Annotated in this window: 16 protein-coding genes and 1 tRNA gene; 6 read left to right on the forward strand and 11 right to left on the reverse strand. The window is 67.7% G+C overall.

The window, feature by feature from the left end:
- Positions 1–20 precede the first annotated feature (20 nt).
- Together ACOGI4_RS02600 and dnaK are read right to left on the reverse strand one after the other, a co-directional pair.
- Positions 21–827, reverse strand: a complete 807-nt coding sequence (locus ACOGI4_RS02600) for a nucleotide exchange factor GrpE (RefSeq protein WP_419842391.1) — start codon at positions 825–827, stop codon at positions 21–23.
- Positions 824–2,656 (reverse strand): molecular chaperone DnaK, encoded by a 1,833-nt coding sequence (gene dnaK, locus ACOGI4_RS02605; protein ID WP_419842392.1) that lies wholly within the window; start codon positions 2,654–2,656, stop codon positions 824–826. The genes ACOGI4_RS02600 and dnaK overlap by 4 nt, the downstream gene beginning before the upstream one ends.
- Before the next feature lie 308 nt (positions 2,657–2,964).
- On the opposite strand from dnaK, the gene gpmA reads away from it, so the two are divergent.
- Positions 2,965–3,681, forward strand: coding sequence for a 2,3-diphosphoglycerate-dependent phosphoglycerate mutase (gene gpmA / locus ACOGI4_RS02610; protein ID WP_419842393.1), 717 nt, complete (start codon positions 2,965–2,967; stop codon positions 3,679–3,681).
- Positions 3,682–3,714: 33 nt separating this feature from the next.
- Here the strand turns inward: gpmA and ACOGI4_RS02615 are convergent, their stop codons facing one another.
- Positions 3,715–4,068, reverse strand: a complete 354-nt coding sequence (locus tag ACOGI4_RS02615) for a P-II family nitrogen regulator (protein ID WP_419842394.1) — start codon at positions 4,066–4,068, stop codon at positions 3,715–3,717.
- A gap of 313 nt (positions 4,069–4,381) precedes the next feature.
- On the opposite strand from ACOGI4_RS02615, the gene ACOGI4_RS02620 reads away from it, so the two are divergent.
- The gene (locus tag ACOGI4_RS02620) at positions 4,382–4,813 is read left to right on the forward strand and encodes a Crp/Fnr family transcriptional regulator (protein WP_419842395.1); all 432 of its coding nucleotides are present in this window, start codon (positions 4,382–4,384) and stop codon (positions 4,811–4,813) included.
- Positions 4,814–4,924: 111 nt separating this feature from the next.
- The gene (locus ACOGI4_RS02625; RefSeq protein ID WP_419842396.1) at positions 4,925–7,102 is read left to right on the forward strand and encodes a heterodisulfide reductase-related iron-sulfur binding cluster; all 2,178 of its coding nucleotides are present in this window, start codon (positions 4,925–4,927) and stop codon (positions 7,100–7,102) included.
- A 26-nt stretch (positions 7,103–7,128) separates the two neighbouring features.
- Here the strand turns inward: ACOGI4_RS02625 and dcd are convergent, their stop codons facing one another.
- A complete protein-coding gene (dcd, locus tag ACOGI4_RS02630) occupies positions 7,129–7,707 on the reverse strand; it encodes a dCTP deaminase (protein WP_419843072.1) in 579 nt (192 codons plus the stop codon).
- An 89-nt stretch (positions 7,708–7,796) separates the two neighbouring features.
- Between dcd and ACOGI4_RS02635 the strand changes: the two genes are divergently transcribed.
- Positions 7,797–7,867, forward strand: a tRNA-Gly gene (locus tag ACOGI4_RS02635).
- Between the two features lie 112 nt (positions 7,868–7,979).
- Here ACOGI4_RS02635 and ACOGI4_RS02640 read toward each other — a convergent pair.
- The 7 genes from ACOGI4_RS02640 to ACOGI4_RS02670 form a co-directional block, all read right to left on the reverse strand.
- Positions 7,980–8,240 carry a hypothetical protein gene (locus tag ACOGI4_RS02640; RefSeq protein ID WP_419842397.1) on the reverse strand — a complete coding sequence of 87 codons (261 nt, stop codon included), beginning with the start codon at positions 8,238–8,240 and terminating at the stop codon, positions 7,980–7,982.
- Between the two features lie 5 nt (positions 8,241–8,245).
- Positions 8,246–9,610: a replicative DNA helicase gene (gene dnaB, locus ACOGI4_RS02645; RefSeq protein WP_419842398.1), complete on the reverse strand. Its 1,365-nt coding sequence runs from the start codon at positions 9,608–9,610 to the stop codon at positions 8,246–8,248.
- A gap of 204 nt (positions 9,611–9,814) precedes the next feature.
- Positions 9,815–10,264 (reverse strand): 50S ribosomal protein L9, encoded by a 450-nt coding sequence (gene rplI / locus ACOGI4_RS02650; protein ID WP_419842399.1) that lies wholly within the window; start codon positions 10,262–10,264, stop codon positions 9,815–9,817.
- Positions 10,261–10,710, reverse strand: coding sequence for a 30S ribosomal protein S18 (gene rpsR, locus ACOGI4_RS02655; RefSeq protein ID WP_419842400.1), 450 nt, complete (start codon positions 10,708–10,710; stop codon positions 10,261–10,263). Before rpsR ends, rplI begins: the two co-directional genes overlap by 4 nt.
- A complete protein-coding gene (ssb, locus tag ACOGI4_RS02660) occupies positions 10,710–11,198 on the reverse strand; it encodes a single-stranded DNA-binding protein (protein WP_419842401.1) in 489 nt (162 codons plus the stop codon). Before ssb ends, rpsR begins: the two co-directional genes overlap by 1 nt.
- Before the next feature lie 12 nt (positions 11,199–11,210).
- Entirely contained in the window at positions 11,211–11,540 is a 330-nt protein-coding gene (gene rpsF, locus ACOGI4_RS02665) for a 30S ribosomal protein S6 (RefSeq protein WP_419843073.1), read from the reverse strand.
- Positions 11,541–11,778: 238 nt separating this feature from the next.
- The gene (locus ACOGI4_RS02670; RefSeq protein ID WP_419842402.1) at positions 11,779–13,449 is read right to left on the reverse strand and encodes a transglycosylase domain-containing protein; all 1,671 of its coding nucleotides are present in this window, start codon (positions 13,447–13,449) and stop codon (positions 11,779–11,781) included.
- Between the two features lie 228 nt (positions 13,450–13,677).
- Here ACOGI4_RS02670 and ACOGI4_RS02675 point away from each other — a divergent pair, with 228 nt between their 5' ends.
- Both ACOGI4_RS02675 and ACOGI4_RS02680 read left to right on the forward strand, forming a co-directional pair.
- Positions 13,678–14,994, forward strand: coding sequence for a CCA tRNA nucleotidyltransferase (locus tag ACOGI4_RS02675; protein ID WP_419842403.1), 1,317 nt, complete (start codon positions 13,678–13,680; stop codon positions 14,992–14,994).
- A gap of 144 nt (positions 14,995–15,138) precedes the next feature.
- On the forward strand, positions 15,139–15,522 hold the full coding sequence (locus ACOGI4_RS02680) for a DUF5318 family protein (RefSeq protein WP_419842404.1): 384 nt from the start codon (positions 15,139–15,141) through the stop codon (positions 15,520–15,522).
- The last annotated feature ends 52 nt before the right edge of the window (positions 15,523–15,574 follow it).

Below are 15,574 nucleotides of genomic sequence, written 5' to 3' on the forward strand. Positions count from 1 at the left end.
GAGACCTCCTCTTGCGTGCGCTATCCCGTACGCACCTTGACCATGGCGGCACGCAGCACACGGCCGTCAAAACGGAAGCCGCTACGCAGTTCCTCGGTCACGACCTGCGTCACCACATCGCTTGTCCCCTGCTGTGTCGCAACCGCTGCTGAGTACGCAGCTGCTGCGTCTTGGCGAGACGACGGGTCTTCGGGCGACGAGTCGTCCTCGCAGGCAGGCGCACGGTCAGCGGCCCCGTTCGGATCCGCTGGGTCGGCGGAGGGCGCCTCCTCGATGGCGACCGCGGCATGCACGGTGGGGTCGAAGGCTTCTCCGACGGCGTCGATCCGCTCGAGTCCTGCCTTGGCGAGTGCCACCATCAGCGACTGACCCACGGCAGCCACCTCGGTGTGGCCCTGCGCCTCCGCTTCGTCACAACCGTCGAGCACTGGCAGCAGCGACTCGACCAAACGGCTGACCCCGGCTGCGACCTGCTTGCTGCGCTCGGCTTCGACGCGCTTGCGGAAGTTCTGGAACTCCGCGCGCTGACGCTGCAGCTGATCCAGATAGTCGTCCCGCTCAACCATGACGGCATCGAGCTGCGCCGCAAGCTCAACAGCGCTGGGCAATTTGCTCAGATCGGGCTCATCGGGGACCGACCGTGCTTCGCCGGCAGGCGACGCATCGGCTGGAGGTGCAGCAGATGCAGGCTCTGCGGCCTCAGGTGCGGTCTCGGATTCGCCATCGGGCGCGGTCCAAAGACCGGGTCCGGCGACGGCAGGCTCGGCACGGTCGTCGCCGACACCGTCCGCGGCGCACTCAGACGGCGCGGCACCTGAGACGCTCACTTCTGCTCGTCCACGATCTCCGCGTCCACGACGTCATCGTCGGAACCGGCGCCGTCTGGCGCCCCGGCGGCCGAAGCCGCTCCGGCGCTCGCAGCAGCAGATTCGTACAGCTTCTGGCTGAATGCGCTGCTGGCAGCGGCGAGTGCCTCGCTCGAGGATCGGATCGCATCCAGGTCGCCGCTGTCGAGCGCCTCGCCGGCAGCAGCCAACGCGGACTCCACCGGCGCCTTGTCCTCGTCGGCGACGCCCTCGCCTTGCTCCTCGAGCAGCTTGCGGGTCTGGTAGACGAGCGTGTCCGCGTTGTTGCGAATCTCCGCCTCCTCGCGACGGCGAGAGTCCTCAGCGGCGTGCGCCTCGGCGTCAGCCACCATCTGGGAGATCTCCTCAGGAGACATTGCCGACTGCCCCGTGATGGTGATGGACTGCTCCTTGCCCGTAGCACTGTCCTTGGCGGAGACATGCACGATGCCGTTGGCGTCGATGTCGAACGCCACTTCGATCTGCGGGATGCCGCGCGGCGCCGGCGGCAGGCCGACGAGCTGGAACTTGCCGAGCGTCTTGTTGCCCGACGCCATCTCACGCTCGCCCTGCAGCACGTGGACCTCGACCGATGGCTGGCCGTCTTCGGCCGTCGTGAACATCTCCGACCGGCGAGTGGGGATTGTGGTGTTGCGTTCGATGAGCCGCGTCATCACGCCGCCCTTGGTCTCGATGCCAAGGCTCAGCGGCGTCACGTCGAGCAACAGCACGTCAGTCACGTCGCCCTTCAGCACGCCGGCTTGGATGGCGGCGCCAGCGGCAACGACTTCGTCGGGGTTCACGCCCTTGTGCGGTTCGCGGCCGGTCAGCTCGGTGACCAGCTGGTGAACTGCGGGCATGCGGGTAGAGCCGCCCACCATGATCACGTGGTCGATGTCCGCTCTCGCCAAGCCGGCATCAGAGATCGCCTGCTCGAACGGACCGCGGCAGCGCTTCAGCAGGTCGAACGTGAGCTCCTCGAACTTGGCCCGAGTCAGCTCGTAGTCCAGATGCAGCGGACCGCTGTCGGTCGCGGTGATGAACGGCAGGTTGACTTGGGTGGTCTGCTTGGACGACAGGTCTTTCTTGGCTTGCTCGGCGGCCTCGCGCAGACGCTGGCCGGCCATCGGGTCGGTGCTCAGGTCGACCCCGTGATCGCCCTTGAAGGCGCTCACCAGCCACGACACCACCGCTGCATCCCAGTCGTCGCCTCCAAGGTGGGTATCGCCCGCAGTGGACTTCACCTCGAACACGCCGTCGCCGATCTCGAGCACCGACACATCAAAGGTGCCGCCGCCGAGGTCGAACACAAGGATCGTCTGATCCTCGGTCTCCTTGTCGAGACCGTACGCCAGCGCAGCAGCCGTGGGCTCGTTGATGATCCGCAGCACCTCCAGACCCGCGATCTTGCCTGCCTCGGTGGTGGCCGTTCGTTGCGCATCGTCGAAGTAGGCGGGCACCGTGATGACGGCTTCGTGAACCGTGTCGCCGAGGTACTGCTCGGCATCGCGCTTCAGTTTCTGCAGCACCCGCGCCGAGATCTCCTGCGGTGTGTAGGTCTTGTCGTCGATGTCCTTGCCCCAGGTGGTGCCCATGTGGCGCTTGACCGAGGCGATGGTCCGATGGGGATTGGTCACCGCCTGGCGTTTGGCCACCTCTCCGGTCAGCACCTCGCCATTGCGGGCGAACGCCACCACCGAGGGGGTCGTGCGGTCACCCTCGGCGTTGGCGATCACGGTGGCTTCGCCGCCTTCCATGGCGGCCACGACCGAGTTCGTGGTCCCGAGGTCGATTCCGACAGCTTTCGGCATTGCTGCACCTTTCTTCGTCGGACGTCCCGGCCGAGGCTGGCCGAGAACGTGGCTTGGCTGTGTGGAGCTGGCCATATGGAACTGGCCAGATGGGTACGAGCATATAAGTTGAGTCCGTTACACACAACTTAGTTCAGTGTCCTGCTGGCTCCGCGGCGTGTCTCGCAGTCTTGCCTCGCACGACCTCGTTGATCGCGCGGCGAGAGACCGTGCAGGCCGAGCTACCGTGCAGGCTGATGGCATCGGCGGCCGGTATCGGCACAGATCTCAGAACAGATCGGCGAGGCGCACCTGAGCAGCCGGATGCGATGCCCGGCCGTACGCACACGCTCGTGCTGCTGCGTCACGGGCAGAGCGCTTGGAATCTCGAGAACCGCTTCACCGGCTGGTGGGATGTCGGCCTCACCTGCGACGGACTCACCCAAGCACGAGCCGCAGGGGAGCGGTTGGCTGCGGCCGACATCAAGCCCGACGTTGTCCACACGTCGTTGCTGCGGCGCGCCATCCGGACCGCCGAAGCGACGCTGGAGGCCATGGGCCGGAGCTGGCTGCCAGTCCGGCGGCACTGGCGACTGAACGAGCGGCACTACGGCGCACTGACGGGGCTGAACAAGTCCGAAGTGGCAGCCCAGCACGGCGACGCGCAAGTGCGCACCTGGCGGCGCAGCTACGACGTGGCGCCGCCGCCGATGCCGCTCGGACATGACTTCGACGTCAGCGATGATCCGCGTTATGCCGAGTTGTCCGACGACGACACGCCGCGCACCGAGTGCCTGGCCGACGTGCAGGCCAGGCTGCTGCCGTACTGGCGTGACCACATCGCGTCGGACCTGCGGGCGGGGCGCACCGTCCTGGTGGCAGCCCACGGCAACAGCCTGCGGGCGCTGGTGAAGCACCTTGACGGCATCGGCGATGCCGAGATCGCCGAACTTGACATCCCGACCGGCAGTCCGCTGGTGTACGAACTCGACGCCGAAGCGCACGTCGTGGCGCAGTGTCCGCTGGAGGATCGCTACCTGCGCTGAGCGGCTGCACCCGTTACCGCTGCCGGATGACCGCTACAACGCGTCGATGCCGCGCTCGCCGGTGCGGATTCGCACCACGCTGTCCACCGAGGTCACCCACACCTTGCCGTCGCCGATGCGTTCGGTGCGAGTTGACTCGACGATCGCGTCCACCACACGCTCGGCCAGACGGCTCGACACCAGCACCTCGATGCGCACTTTCGGAACGAAGTCGACGTGGTACTCGGTGCCCCGGTACGTCTCGGTGTGGCCGCCTTGACGCCCGAATCCTCGTACTTCAGACGCGGTCAGCCCGGCGACGTCCAGTTCTCGCAGCGCCTCGAGCACCATCTCCAGCCGGTGCGGCTTGATGACCGCTGTCACCAGCGCGACTGCAGCCTCGACCATTGCGACCTCCGCGGTGCCCTGCCGGACTTCCCGGCCGGCGTCTTGGCCTACATCCTGCCCGAAGACCGGTCTGGAATCCTGCCCGACTACTCGTCCGGCGTCCTGGCGGCATCGTGAGCGATCAGCGTCCTGCCCTCCCAGGCTGCTCGCGCGCCGACCGTCTCGCAGATGCGCGACCGAGTCGGCGGCGCACGCTAACGTGTGCGGCGTCTTGATGTGCCGGGCGCGTGCCGGACGGCGCACTCGGACGGGCCACCATGCCTTGGGGATACCGTGCCTCTGGGCGACGGGCGACTGCGGCAAGGAGCGGGATATGTCTGTAGCGAACCGTGCGGAGAGTCTTCGCGAGGTTGAGCTGTTCTCCGATTGCAACAAGAAGGAGCTGCAGCACATCGCGCGCAAGGCCGAGCAAGTCGACTTCGTCGCCGGTGACAACATCGTGGAGGAAGGCAGCGGCGGCGCATCGGCCGGCTATGCATTCGTGATCGTCCACGGCACCGCGGTGGTGCGGCGCAACGGACGCAAGGTCGCAGAGATCGGCCCGGGCGAGTCCATCGGCGAGATGGCGCTGTTCGACGACGGCCCGCGTACTGCCTCAGTGGTAGCGGCAACCGACATGGAGACGATCATGCTGGCGCGCCGCGAGCTGAAGGGCATCATCGACAGCACGCCGTCGGTGGCGCACAAGCTGCTGTCGGAACTCGCCGGTCGCCTGCGCAAGGCGAATCGCAAGCTCTACGGCTGAGCCGCCTCGGGCCTCCTCGCTCCATCCCGGCCGTCAGCACCTTGGCTTTGGCCCGCTGCCGACATATCGGGCCGCAAGCTGATCCGAGACCGTCAGGCTAGCTTGCCCGCCGTGAGCCAGCCGAAACTCAAGCCGCCCCAGCTGGTGCTGGGCATCGGCATTGCCTTCGCAGCAATCACGGCTGCCTCGGGCATCGCGGCGGCAGTGTTCGGATTCCACGAGGACACCGACGACGCGCACCGTGAGGTGTTCGGCAACGTGCCGGACGGCGTCAAATTCGCGTTCTACGCCCTGACCTGCGTGCTGATCGTCTACGGAGCATGGAACTGCGCCCAGCGCACCCGCAACTGGCAACGCGGCGCGCCCGATCGGCGCGCTACCACGGTGGCCAATCTGCGGCGGCGCCTGGGCGACTACCGCAGCGGCGTGCTGATGCGTACATTGCTGCGAGACCGGGGCGCCGGCGTGATGCACGCGCTGCTCTACTACGGCTTCCTGGTGCTGCTGGCGGTCACCACGACGCTCGAGATCAATCACCAGCTGCCAACAGGGGCCAAGTTCCTCATCGGCCCCACCTACCAAGGCTTCAGCTTCGTCGGCGACTTGGCCGGGGTGATCTTCATGGTCGGCGCAGTGTGGGCGATCGTGCGGCGCTACGTCGCTCGCCCCTACCGCATCCGGATCAAGTCACGGCCTGAGCACGCGGTCATCCTCGTCGTGCTCGCGGTGCTCGGCGCCACCGGATTCGTCGCCGAAGCGATGCGCATCGTGATCGACGGGCGACCCGCCTACGAGCAGTGGTCGTTCATCGGCTACCCGCTGTCGGCGGTCTTCGACGGCATGGCCAACATTCACGGCGCCCATCAGGCGCTGTGGATCGCGCATGTGGGCTGCTTCATGGCGTTCTTGTTGATGCTGCCCATCACCATGCTGCGGCACATGTTCACCTCGCCGCTCAACATGTACCTGCGCGACCGAGAACGGCCCAAAGGCGCGATGCGGATGGTGCCGGACCTCGCCGAGGCCGAAGACATCGAGACCATCGGCGTCTCGGCCGTGCCGGAGTTCACGTGGAAGCAGTTGCTCGACACCGATGCCTGCACCATGTGCGGCCGCTGCACGGCGGTGTGCCCGGCGCACGCCACGGGCAAGCCGCTGGACCCTCGCGAAATTGTGCTGAAGACCGGCGAGATCATGGCGGCCACGGGGGAGCACGGCCGAGTGTCGCCGCCGATCGGCACCGACACCGAGATCACGGTGACCGCGGATTCGGTGTTCGAACGCATCACCCATGACGAGCTCTGGGCATGCACGACGTGCAGGGCCTGCGACGAACACTGCCCGGTCAACATCGAGATCCTGGACAAGATCCTGGACATGCGCCGCTACCTGACGCTCATGGAGAGCGAGTTCCCCAGCGAGCTGGGCGGAGCATTCCGGGGCATGGAGAACAACGCCAACCCGTGGAATCTGAACAACGGCGAACGGGCCGCCTGGGCCGACGGCTTAGGCGTGGAGGTCGTCGAGTCGGACGATCCCTTCAGTCACGAATACCTGTACTGGGTGGGCTGCGCGGGGTCATTCGACGACAAGAACCGTCGCGTCTCGGTAGCCACTGCCAAGCTGCTCCGACGTGCAGGGGTCGATTTCGCCATCCTGGGTCCCGGCGAGAACTGCACCGGCGACAGTGCGCGCCGCGCCGGCAACGAGTACCTGTTCCAGATGCTTGCGGCCCAGAACATCGAAGCGCTCAACGCGATGAACGTGCGCAAGATCATCACTCAGTGCCCGCACTGCTTCAACACCTTGCGCAATGAGTACCCGCAGTACGGCGGGACCTGGGAAGTCATTCATCACGCGCAGTTCTTGGAACAGCTCGTGGCCGACGGCCGACTGGACTTGTCCGATGCGCGCCTAGACGAGCGAGTCGTCTACCACGACTCGTGCTATCTCGGCCGTCACAACGACGTGTACCTGGCACCGCGCAACGTCATCGGCAGCCTCGGCGGCGTCGAGATCGTGGAAGCCCCCCGCAATGGCACCACGGGCATGTGCTGCGGCGCGGGCGGCGCGCGCATGTGGATGGAGGAGACCCTCGGCACCAAGGTGAACGACGAGCGTTCACGCGAGCTGCTCGACACCGGCGCGGACCGCATCGCCACCGCGTGCCCGTTCTGCTACATCATGATCGACGACGGTGTGAAAGGCCACGGTGTCGAAGACGACGAGGTCAAGGTGGCCGACATCTCCATCCACCTCCTCGACGCTCTCGAGCGAGCCGACAACTGACGCGACCGGCCGCAGCAGGCGCCGGGTCAGAGGAGGCGGCGGGAACGGTAGTTCTCGTGGTAGCGGCTCGGCGTCGGGCCGCGCTGGCCCCGGTACTTGGAGCCCAGCAGTTCTGCACCGTAGGGGTACTCGGCGGCAGTAGTCATCTCCATGAAGCTGATCTGGCAGATCTTCATGCTCGGGTACAGCGTGATCGGCAGGTTGGCGACGTTGGACAGCTCGAGGGTCAAGTAGCCGTCCCAGCCGGGGTCCACAAAACCGGCCGTGGAGTGGATGAGCAGGCCCAGACGGCCCAGCGACGATTTGCCCTCGATGCGGCCGACAAGGTCGTCCGGCACCGCGACGCGCTCCAGCGTGGCACCGAGCGCGAACTCTCCCGGGTGCAAGATGAACGCGTCGCCAGCGACGACCTCGACTTGCTCGGTCAGGTCGGACTGGTCCTCGATGACGTCGATGACGCGTCGAATGTGGTTGCGAAAGACCCGGAACGTGGCGTCGAGCCGCAGATCGACCGACGAGGGCTGCACCGCGGCATCGTCCAAAGGCTCGATGACGATACGGCCGGAATCCAGCGCCGCTCGAATGCTTCGGTCCGACAGGATCACCGCAGCGGTCGCCCGTCGATGGTGCACATTGGCTGCCAGCCGCGGTGCGCAGCCGCGAGCCTGCGGGCAATAGACTCGGGATCGGTTCCGCGGGTGTAGTTCAATGGCAGAACTTCAGCTTCCCAAGCTGATAACGGGGGTTCGATTCCCCTCACCCGCTCAGCCCAGGCGTTCATGAGCCCGGCTGCGGCGGCCGCCAATTGGACGGTCATGCTGCCTGACGGCTCATCGGCTCGACCAGTGGGCCCGACGGCACGGCTCAACGGGACGGCTCAACTGCTCAACAGGGTTGCGAGTGCCCAGACGGCCGCAACGAGTCCGATCAGGGCCAGCGGCGCGGCGCGGCGCACGGGTGCCCGAGTCGGCGCGTCGCTGCCGGTTGTCCGCCGCGGACGCGCCATCGCCGCCACGTTGCCCACGAACAACGCGCCGCCCAGCGCCAGCACCAAGTACGGGATCAGGTCGTCGCCGAGGAACATGGTGCCGCCGTCGGACCCAACAGGCATCGAGAGCAGGGTTTCGCCGCGCGCCATGGCCGTCAGTTCTCGTGTGCCATGTCCGCGAACAGCGTGTACTGCGGCATGAACGCCAAGCGCGCCACACCGGTCGGTCCGTTGCGGTGCTTCGCCACGATGATCTCCGCCATGCCCCGATCGGTGGTGTCCTCGTTGTAGACCTCGTCACGGTAGATGAACATGACGATGTCCGCGTCCTGCTCGATCGAACCTGACTCACGCAGATCCGACAGCATGGGACGCTTGTCGCCGCGCGACTCGAGATTCCGGCTCAGCTGAGACAGTGCGAGGACCGGCGTCTCCAGCTCGCGTGCCAAGACCTTGAGGCCCCGCGAAATCTCGGCGATCTCCACTTGACGGTTCTCGGCATTCGCGCGGCCGTTCATCAGCTGCAGGTAGTCGACCACGATGAGCCCGAGGCTGCCCAGGCGACTGCTCAGCCGCCGGGCCTTGGCGCGAATCTCCGCAACCGTGACATTGGGGTTGTCGTCGATCCACATCGGCGCGTCCCCCAAGCGACCCACGCTGCGCGTGATGTGATTCCACTCGTCTGCGCGCAGCTGTCCGGTGCGGACCCGTGTGGCATCCACCCGCGCGTCAGAAGCGAGCAGTCGGCCGGTCAGCTCGGCATGGTTCATCTCCAGCGAGAAGAGCAGCACCGGCTGGCGCAGGTCCAAGGCCACGCTGGAGGCCATCGTCAGCGCCAAGGCAGTCTTCCCCATCGCCGGCCGAGCGCCCACCACGACCAGCGACGACGGCTGGACTCCCGCCAGAATGCGGTCCAGTGAGGAGAATCCGGTCGCCAAGCCGGAGAACGCATCGCCCCGCTCGTACAGCTCCTCCAGCCGATCCAGGCTCTCGTTCAACAAATCGTGCAAGGACGCGGTGGAGTCCACGATGCGGTGCTCGGCCACGCTGAACACCAGCGACTCCGCTTGGTCGATCGCCACAGCAGTGTCTTCAGGACGGCTGTGAGCCAGCTCGGAGATCTCTGCAGCGACGGCGATCAGGCGGCGCAGCAGTGCGGTGTCCTCCACGATGCGCGCGTAGCGGTCGATGTGGGTCAGCGTCGGTGTGGCGGCTTCGAGCATCAGCAGGCGTTCGGCGCCGCCGGCTGCGGCGAGATTGCCGCTGCGCTCGAGCTGGTCGGCGACGGTCAGGCAGTCGACCGGTTCCGAGGCCACGTACAACGACTCGATCGCTGCGAACACGAGGCCGTTGGCGGGCACGTAGAAGTGCTCCACCTTGAGACGCTCGACAGCGGCGCCGATGGCGTCGTTGGAGAGCAGCATCGCGCCGAGCACGGACTCCTCCGCGTCGATGTTCTGCGGCGGGACTCGGCCGGTGGTGCGGCGCGCGGCGTGCGTCGACAGCTCAAGGAGGCTCACAGCTGCCTACCTTGCCCGGCAGCGGTTGCGGATGCCTTGGGCATGACACGGGGAATTCCGGTGGATTTCTGCGGCACAGCCTGTGAACAAGCGCCGATGTGTCCACAGGGCGCTCGATCTTCGATGCACATGCGACCAGTACATCGCAGGGGTGTGACAGCGGTGACCGCAACGTTGAGCCGACACCGTGCCGGCTTCGAAGCGCTAGCTCAGCGCAACCACCTCCACGTTGAAGGTGAATGCCACGTCGGGATGCAGCTGTGCGAAGACATCGTGCGAACCCACCGTCCGGATCGGTGCAGCGAGCTTCAGCTTGCGTCGATCCACCTCGGCACCGGTGCGTGCTGACATCGCGGCGGCGATGTCTGCGCTGGTCACCGATCCGTACAGGTGCGAGCCCGAGCCGGCTCGGGCCGCAATGGTGACACCGTCGGCTACCAGCTGCTTGGCGACGCGCTCTGCGGTCGTTCGCTCGCGCAGATCACGTGCGGCCCGAGCCCGAGCCATGGCTGCTGCTTGAGTGACCGTTCCCTGTGTCGCTCGCAGCGCCAGCCCACGCGGAATCAAGTGATTGCGGGCGAAGCCGTCCGCGACATCGACCACCGATCCAGCGTGGCCGACGCCGTCCACGTCGCTGCGCAGCACGACCTTCATGCTCGCGTTCCCGCGCTTGTCGCGGCCGGCACCTGCTCGGCAGTACCGCCTGCTCCAGCGTCGACTGCGGCGGCGGGCTGCTCAGCATCGGCGTCGAGCGGCACGCTGGGCCGATCGGGCGGCGGGCGGCGTTCGTCGCCGGGCCGCTGGCCGCGTCGCTTGTCGCCGCGTCGCTGCGTCATGGGCCGGCGCGCGTACTCGATCAGGGCCATCTCCCGCGCAGTCTTGATCGCTCGGGCTACCTCGCGCTGCTGTTGGCGGTTGTTCCCGGAGACGCGCTGCGCCCTGATCTTGGCTCGCTCGGAGACGAACGACCGCAGCAGCTCCACATCCTTGTAGTCGACGTAGGACGCGCCCGCGGCGGTGAGCGGACTGACCTTGCGCCGACGCGGACGGCTGCGCAGATCCTTCGCCCGCGCCCGAGCGTTTCGCTTGCGTGGTGGCATCAGAAGGGTTCCTCCTCGGGTACGTACTGCTGGGCGGGTGCTGTTGCGCTGGGCTCCGCGCCGCCACCCGCGCCCCAGGCGGGGCTGTCGCGGCGCTCGCGAGGCACGCCCGCGTCCCCTGCGGCACCCCTTGGTATCCGGGTGATCTGTGCGGTGGCCCAGCGCAGCGACGGCGCGACTTCATCGGCAACGATCTCCACAACGCTGCGCTGCTCGCGCTCGGGTGTCTCCCAGCTGCGCTGCTCGAGTCGCCCGGTCACGACCACGCGGTATCCCTTGGCCAGCGATTCGCTGACGTTCTCCGCCATCTCAGCCCAGCACACGACGTTGAAGAAGCTGACCTGCTCCTCCCAGTCATTTGTCTGGCGGTTCATCCATCTCCGGTTCACCGCAATGCCGAGCACTGCCCGCGCGCGGCCAGTCTGGGTGAATCGAAGTTCGGGATCACGGGTGAGATTGCCTACGACGGTGATGGTGTTGTCAGCCATGACGCCTCCGCATCAGTGGTTGTGGGCCGACTCCGCTTCCAGCAGTCCGCGTCGACGCGCTTCGTCGTCGGGGAGTCGGATGAGCTTGTGGCGGACGATGTCGTCCGCAATCCGCAGGTGCCGCTCGACTGGGTCCATGGCACCGGGCTCGGCCCGCAACTCGATCACCGAGTAGTAGCCGCGTGATTTGTGGTTGATCTCGTACGCGAAATCACGCAAGCCCCAGAAATCGAACGAGGCCACCTCGCCGACCTCCGATATGCGGCCTTGGACGTCGTCCATGGCCTTGCGGGCTTCAGCGTTCTCCAAGTCACCGTCGCAGATGACCATCAGCTCGTACACGCGCAATTGGGGCGACCTCCTGTGGACCCGCCTCGGCGGGGCCCCTTGCGGGGCAGGAACACGTTGATGCACCTACCCGGCCGACCCGGCCCCAGTGAGCGGATCAGCCGCAGGTATCGCAGATACCTGTGGGGTGCGGGCATGCAAGCACCCGCGGTGCGCTCGCAACGCTAGACCCAACGAGCGCTGACCGCACCTGCATTTTGGCAATCAGCCGGAGCGCGTGCGGCAGCGGGTGCTAGCCCACGCCATGCAGTGAGTCCAGCACCGCTGCGAACAGCTCATTGGCCGCAGCCGCTGCCTCGCCCCCGAGCGCCGGTGGGGCGGCCAGCACTACCGCGGCGGTGTAGTGCGACGTCCAGCCGGCGAACCAGGTGTCACCGGTGCCGGCGTCATGCCCGCCGCGGCCGAGCGCGGTCGCTCCCGACGCCAGCGTGAGCGGGCTCATGGCGGTGCGCAGCTCGTCGACGACCGTCGAGTCGAGCACGGCGGCGGCGCGCATCGGCCAGCGCTGCGCGTCGCCGTCGAGAAGCGTGCCGCTCGGCGGTCGGTCGGATGCGGCCAGCACGATCCGCGAGGTGCGCTCCTCGCCGCCGGTTGCAGCGACGCTGAACGCCGCAGCGACCGTCGCCGCGTCTGCGGCTTGGGCGACGACCTCGGCGGAGTGGACCGTGCCGACATCGCGCGCCATTGCTGTGCGCGCGATCCATGTTCCGAGCTCGTTCGTGGCAGGGCCGAGCACGTCGCCCAGCTGCCGCGGCCCCAAGCGGTTCTCGACGTCGTCGACGCTGCCGGCAGTGTTCGACGGCGCGATCGGCTTCCCGTTCAGCAACACCCGCACATCGCCGCTGCGATCCAGCACGGCGATGTCGGCCGCGGCGCCCGATGTCAAAGCGCTGCCCACCTGGGCGCGAACGGCCTGCGCGGCAAAGCGTTGCGCCGGCATGTCGAGACTGGTCGTCACGTGCAGGCCGCCGGTCACCACCGCAAGAACGCCGTACTGTCCCACCAGCTCCACGTAGGCCTGCCCGACAGCGGTCTCCAGACCGATCGCGGGTATGAGGATGCGGACAAATCCCGACGCGGCGTTGTCGCCGGCGCCAAGTGCGGGGAGGCGAGGTTCCGACGCGGCGGCTGCCACAGCAGTCGCCGGGCGAATGCCGGCGGTGACCGCCTGGGTTCGCCCGACAGCCAGCTCGTTCGGCGTGAGCATGCCGTGATCTGCCATCGTCGTCAACACTCGGTCGCGACGCACTCGGGCCGAGCGGTAGCGGTCGTGATCGGGACCCGAAGCCGTGTCGACCCCCCCGGGCGCGTCGATGAGCGACGCGAGATAAGCGGACTGCGTCACCGTGAGTTCTGCAGCAGTCGTGCCATACCAAGCGGCAGCGGCGGCATGCACGCCGTACGCGCCGCGACCCAAGTACACGCTGTTGGCGAATCGCTCGAGAATCTCCGGGCGACTCAGCTGGCGACCCAGGCGCAGCTCTGCCAGCCACAGACGCGCTTGGTGGAGCGCCCCGCCGCCGCCCCGGTGGACGGCCGTAAGATACCGATGCGTGATGCCGTCGCGGGCAGCGTCCGGCGCGGACCAGATGCGCCGCAGCGCCGCGACGTATGCGTCGGCGTCGACGCCGTCACTGGCCAAGAAGCTCGGATCCAGCACAGCAACCAGGGCATCGGCGAGCGCGGGCGCCATGTCCTCGAGACCCAGCGACGCGTGGGGGACGCTTGGGCCGATCTCGGCTATCGGCGTGCCGTAGCGGTCATAGAGCACGCTGGGCACTACCGACGCGTGCGCCGACGGCACCGGCAGGCTGTCCAGCAGTCGGCTTGCGACGCCTACGGTGATCGTCAGCGCCAGTGCGGTCCACCAGAGCCGTCGGGCCCAGCGCTGCCGAGCGGGCATCGGGCGCAGAGTACCGCGACAGGACAGACCAGCTCGCCGCGGCCGATTTGTACGCTCAACGCGGTGAACTCAGACGCTGCGGGAAGCCAGACAGCGGGTTCGAACACAGCAGCCTCAGACACGACAGCATCGACTGCCGCACGTCCGAGCGCAGCGGGAGCGAACACAGCAACCCGAAGCACACAGATCCCGAGAACACAGATCCTGAGTCACGCCGACCGGTGCGACGTGCAGGCGCGCATCGGATCGCTCGCAGCGGCGTTCGTCGAGGCAGGGCACCGTTTCTTTCTGGTCGGCGGACTGGTTCGCGATGCGGTGCTGGGCCTCGGTCTGCGTGGCGACATCGACATCACCACCGATGCTGCGCCGGAGCAAACCGCGGAACTCGTGGCGCGATGGGCGGATGCCGTCTGGGAGCAGGGGAAGCGCTTCGGCACGATCGGCGCGCGTCGAGCCGGCACCACGGTGGAGATCACCACTCACCGGGCCGAGTCCTACGACAGCGGCTCGCGCAAGCCGCTCGTGCGCTTCTCCGACGACGTGACGACAGATCTGGGGCGGCGGGACTTCACCGTCAATGCCATGGCCATCGAGCTGCCCGGCTGGACGCTGCTGGACCCCTACGACGGGCGGGCAGACCTGAGCAACGGCGTGCTGCGCACGCCGGCGGCACCGGAGAGTCTGTTCGCGGACGACCCGCTGCGTATGCTGCGAGCGGCGCGGTTCAGCGCCCAGCTCTCGCTTCGCCCGACGGTCGAACTGCTGGCGGCCGTGCGCAGCACGCGCCCGCGGCTGGCCATCGTGTCGCGCGAACGCATTGAGGACGAACTCACCAAGCTGCTGGGCCTGCCGAGGCCTGCGGCCGGCATCCGCTTGCTGAGCGACACCGGCCTGCTGGGGGATCTGCTGCCGCCATGGCGGCACGCGCGCACCGCAGTGCCAGCTGAGGCACTCGATGACGTCGTCGTCCCGGCAGTCGACCATGACGAACGCGTCGCGCGTCGTTGGGCATTGCTGCTGGGTCCCGTGTGCGACGATGCTGCGGCCGCACAGTGTCTGTCCGCGCTGCGCTGCCGCGCCGTGATCATCAGCCGTGTCGCTGCCATGCTTCGAGCGATCGGCGCACTCGAGGCCGCAGTGCCTGGTTCCGATCGCGGTGCTCCCGACGCGTGGCGACGGCCGGCGCGGCGGCTGGTCGTCGAGCACGAAACGGCGCTGGACGCGGCGCAGGCCGTCTTGGCCGGCCGGGGCCGCAGCGTCACGGAGTCGCTGGCCTCGGAGCTGGCGCAGGTACGCGCAGACGAGGGTGACGAGCTGCGGCGACTGCCGGTCGACGGGCACCGCATCATGGACGTGCTCGGGTGTTCGGGTGCAATCGTCGGCGAGGCAGCGGCATGGCTGCGCAGCCAGCAGATCGAGCACGGCCCCATGAGTGCAGAGCGCGCTGACGACCTGCTCGCGGCGTGGAGTCGACGTCGCGAGCACGCAGACCGAGACCAGGCACAGCGAGACCAGGCACAGCGAGACCAGCCTCACCGGCCCTGAGCCGACTGGCGGCCGGCGCTCCGGCGGTGATCAGTCGGCTGGCAATTCGGCCGCAGCAATTGGGCGCCGGCGGCACACCGGCCGCGTACTAGCGTGAGCCGCGTGGCGATCCAGCCTCGTATGGCTCCCGAACCTGCTCCGGCTGTGCCCGGAACAGTGGACTACCGGCTCCGGCGGCGCCGTCTGCTGGCAGACGTCGAAGCCGGCGTGGTGTCGCGTGCTGAGGCATGCGATGCTCACCCTGACCTGCTGCGCGCTGCCCGCAGCGCAGCCCCGCCGCTCGGCCGGAGCTGTCCGCTGTGCTCGGACGGCGACCTGCGCCTCGTCGGCTACGTCTTCGGCCCTCGCATGGGAAGCGGCGGCAAGTGCGTGCTCTCCGACGCGGAGCTTCAGCGTGTCGCGCAGCGCAACGGCAGCTTCATGGCCTACGAGCTGGAGGTGTGCCCCGAGTGCGGTTGGAACCACCTCATCCGGAAGTACCCGCTCGGCACCGGCCGGCCCGCTGCCGGCCGAACCACTGCCAGTTGACTTGCACGGCGGACCGTTGGCGCGCATCGGACTTTTCTGGCATCCTCTGGAC

The sequence above is a fragment of the Candidatus Poriferisodalis sp. genome, assembly GCF_965205175.1.
In the GTDB taxonomy this organism is placed as follows: Bacteria; Actinomycetota; Acidimicrobiia; order Acidimicrobiales; family Poriferisodalaceae; genus Poriferisodalis.

What these genes read in the sequence shown, in the direction of transcription:
- dnaK (WP_419842392.1), bottom strand. Translation starts at nt 2,656, where the DNA reads ATGCCGAAAGCTGTCGGAATCGACCTCGGGACCACGAACTCGGTCGTG.
- gpmA (WP_419842393.1), top strand. Translation starts at nt 2,965, where the DNA reads ATGCCCGGCCGTACGCACACGCTCGTGCTGCTGCGTCACGGGCAGAGC.
- ACOGI4_RS02615 (WP_419842394.1), bottom strand. Translation starts at nt 4,068, where the DNA reads ATGGTCGAGGCTGCAGTCGCGCTGGTGACAGCGGTCATCAAGCCGCAC.
- ACOGI4_RS02620 (WP_419842395.1), top strand. Translation starts at nt 4,382, where the DNA reads ATGTCTGTAGCGAACCGTGCGGAGAGTCTTCGCGAGGTTGAGCTGTTC.
- ACOGI4_RS02640 (WP_419842397.1), bottom strand. Translation starts at nt 8,240, where the DNA reads ATGGCGCGCGGCGAAACCCTGCTCTCGATGCCTGTTGGGTCCGACGGC.
- rplI (WP_419842399.1), bottom strand. Translation starts at nt 10,264, where the DNA reads ATGAAGGTCGTGCTGCGCAGCGACGTGGACGGCGTCGGCCACGCTGGA.
- rpsR (WP_419842400.1), bottom strand. Translation starts at nt 10,710, where the DNA reads ATGCCACCACGCAAGCGAAACGCTCGGGCGCGGGCGAAGGATCTGCGC.
- ssb (WP_419842401.1), bottom strand. Translation starts at nt 11,198, where the DNA reads ATGGCTGACAACACCATCACCGTCGTAGGCAATCTCACCCGTGATCCC.
- ACOGI4_RS02670 (WP_419842402.1), bottom strand. Translation starts at nt 13,449, where the DNA reads ATGCCCGCTCGGCAGCGCTGGGCCCGACGGCTCTGGTGGACCGCACTG.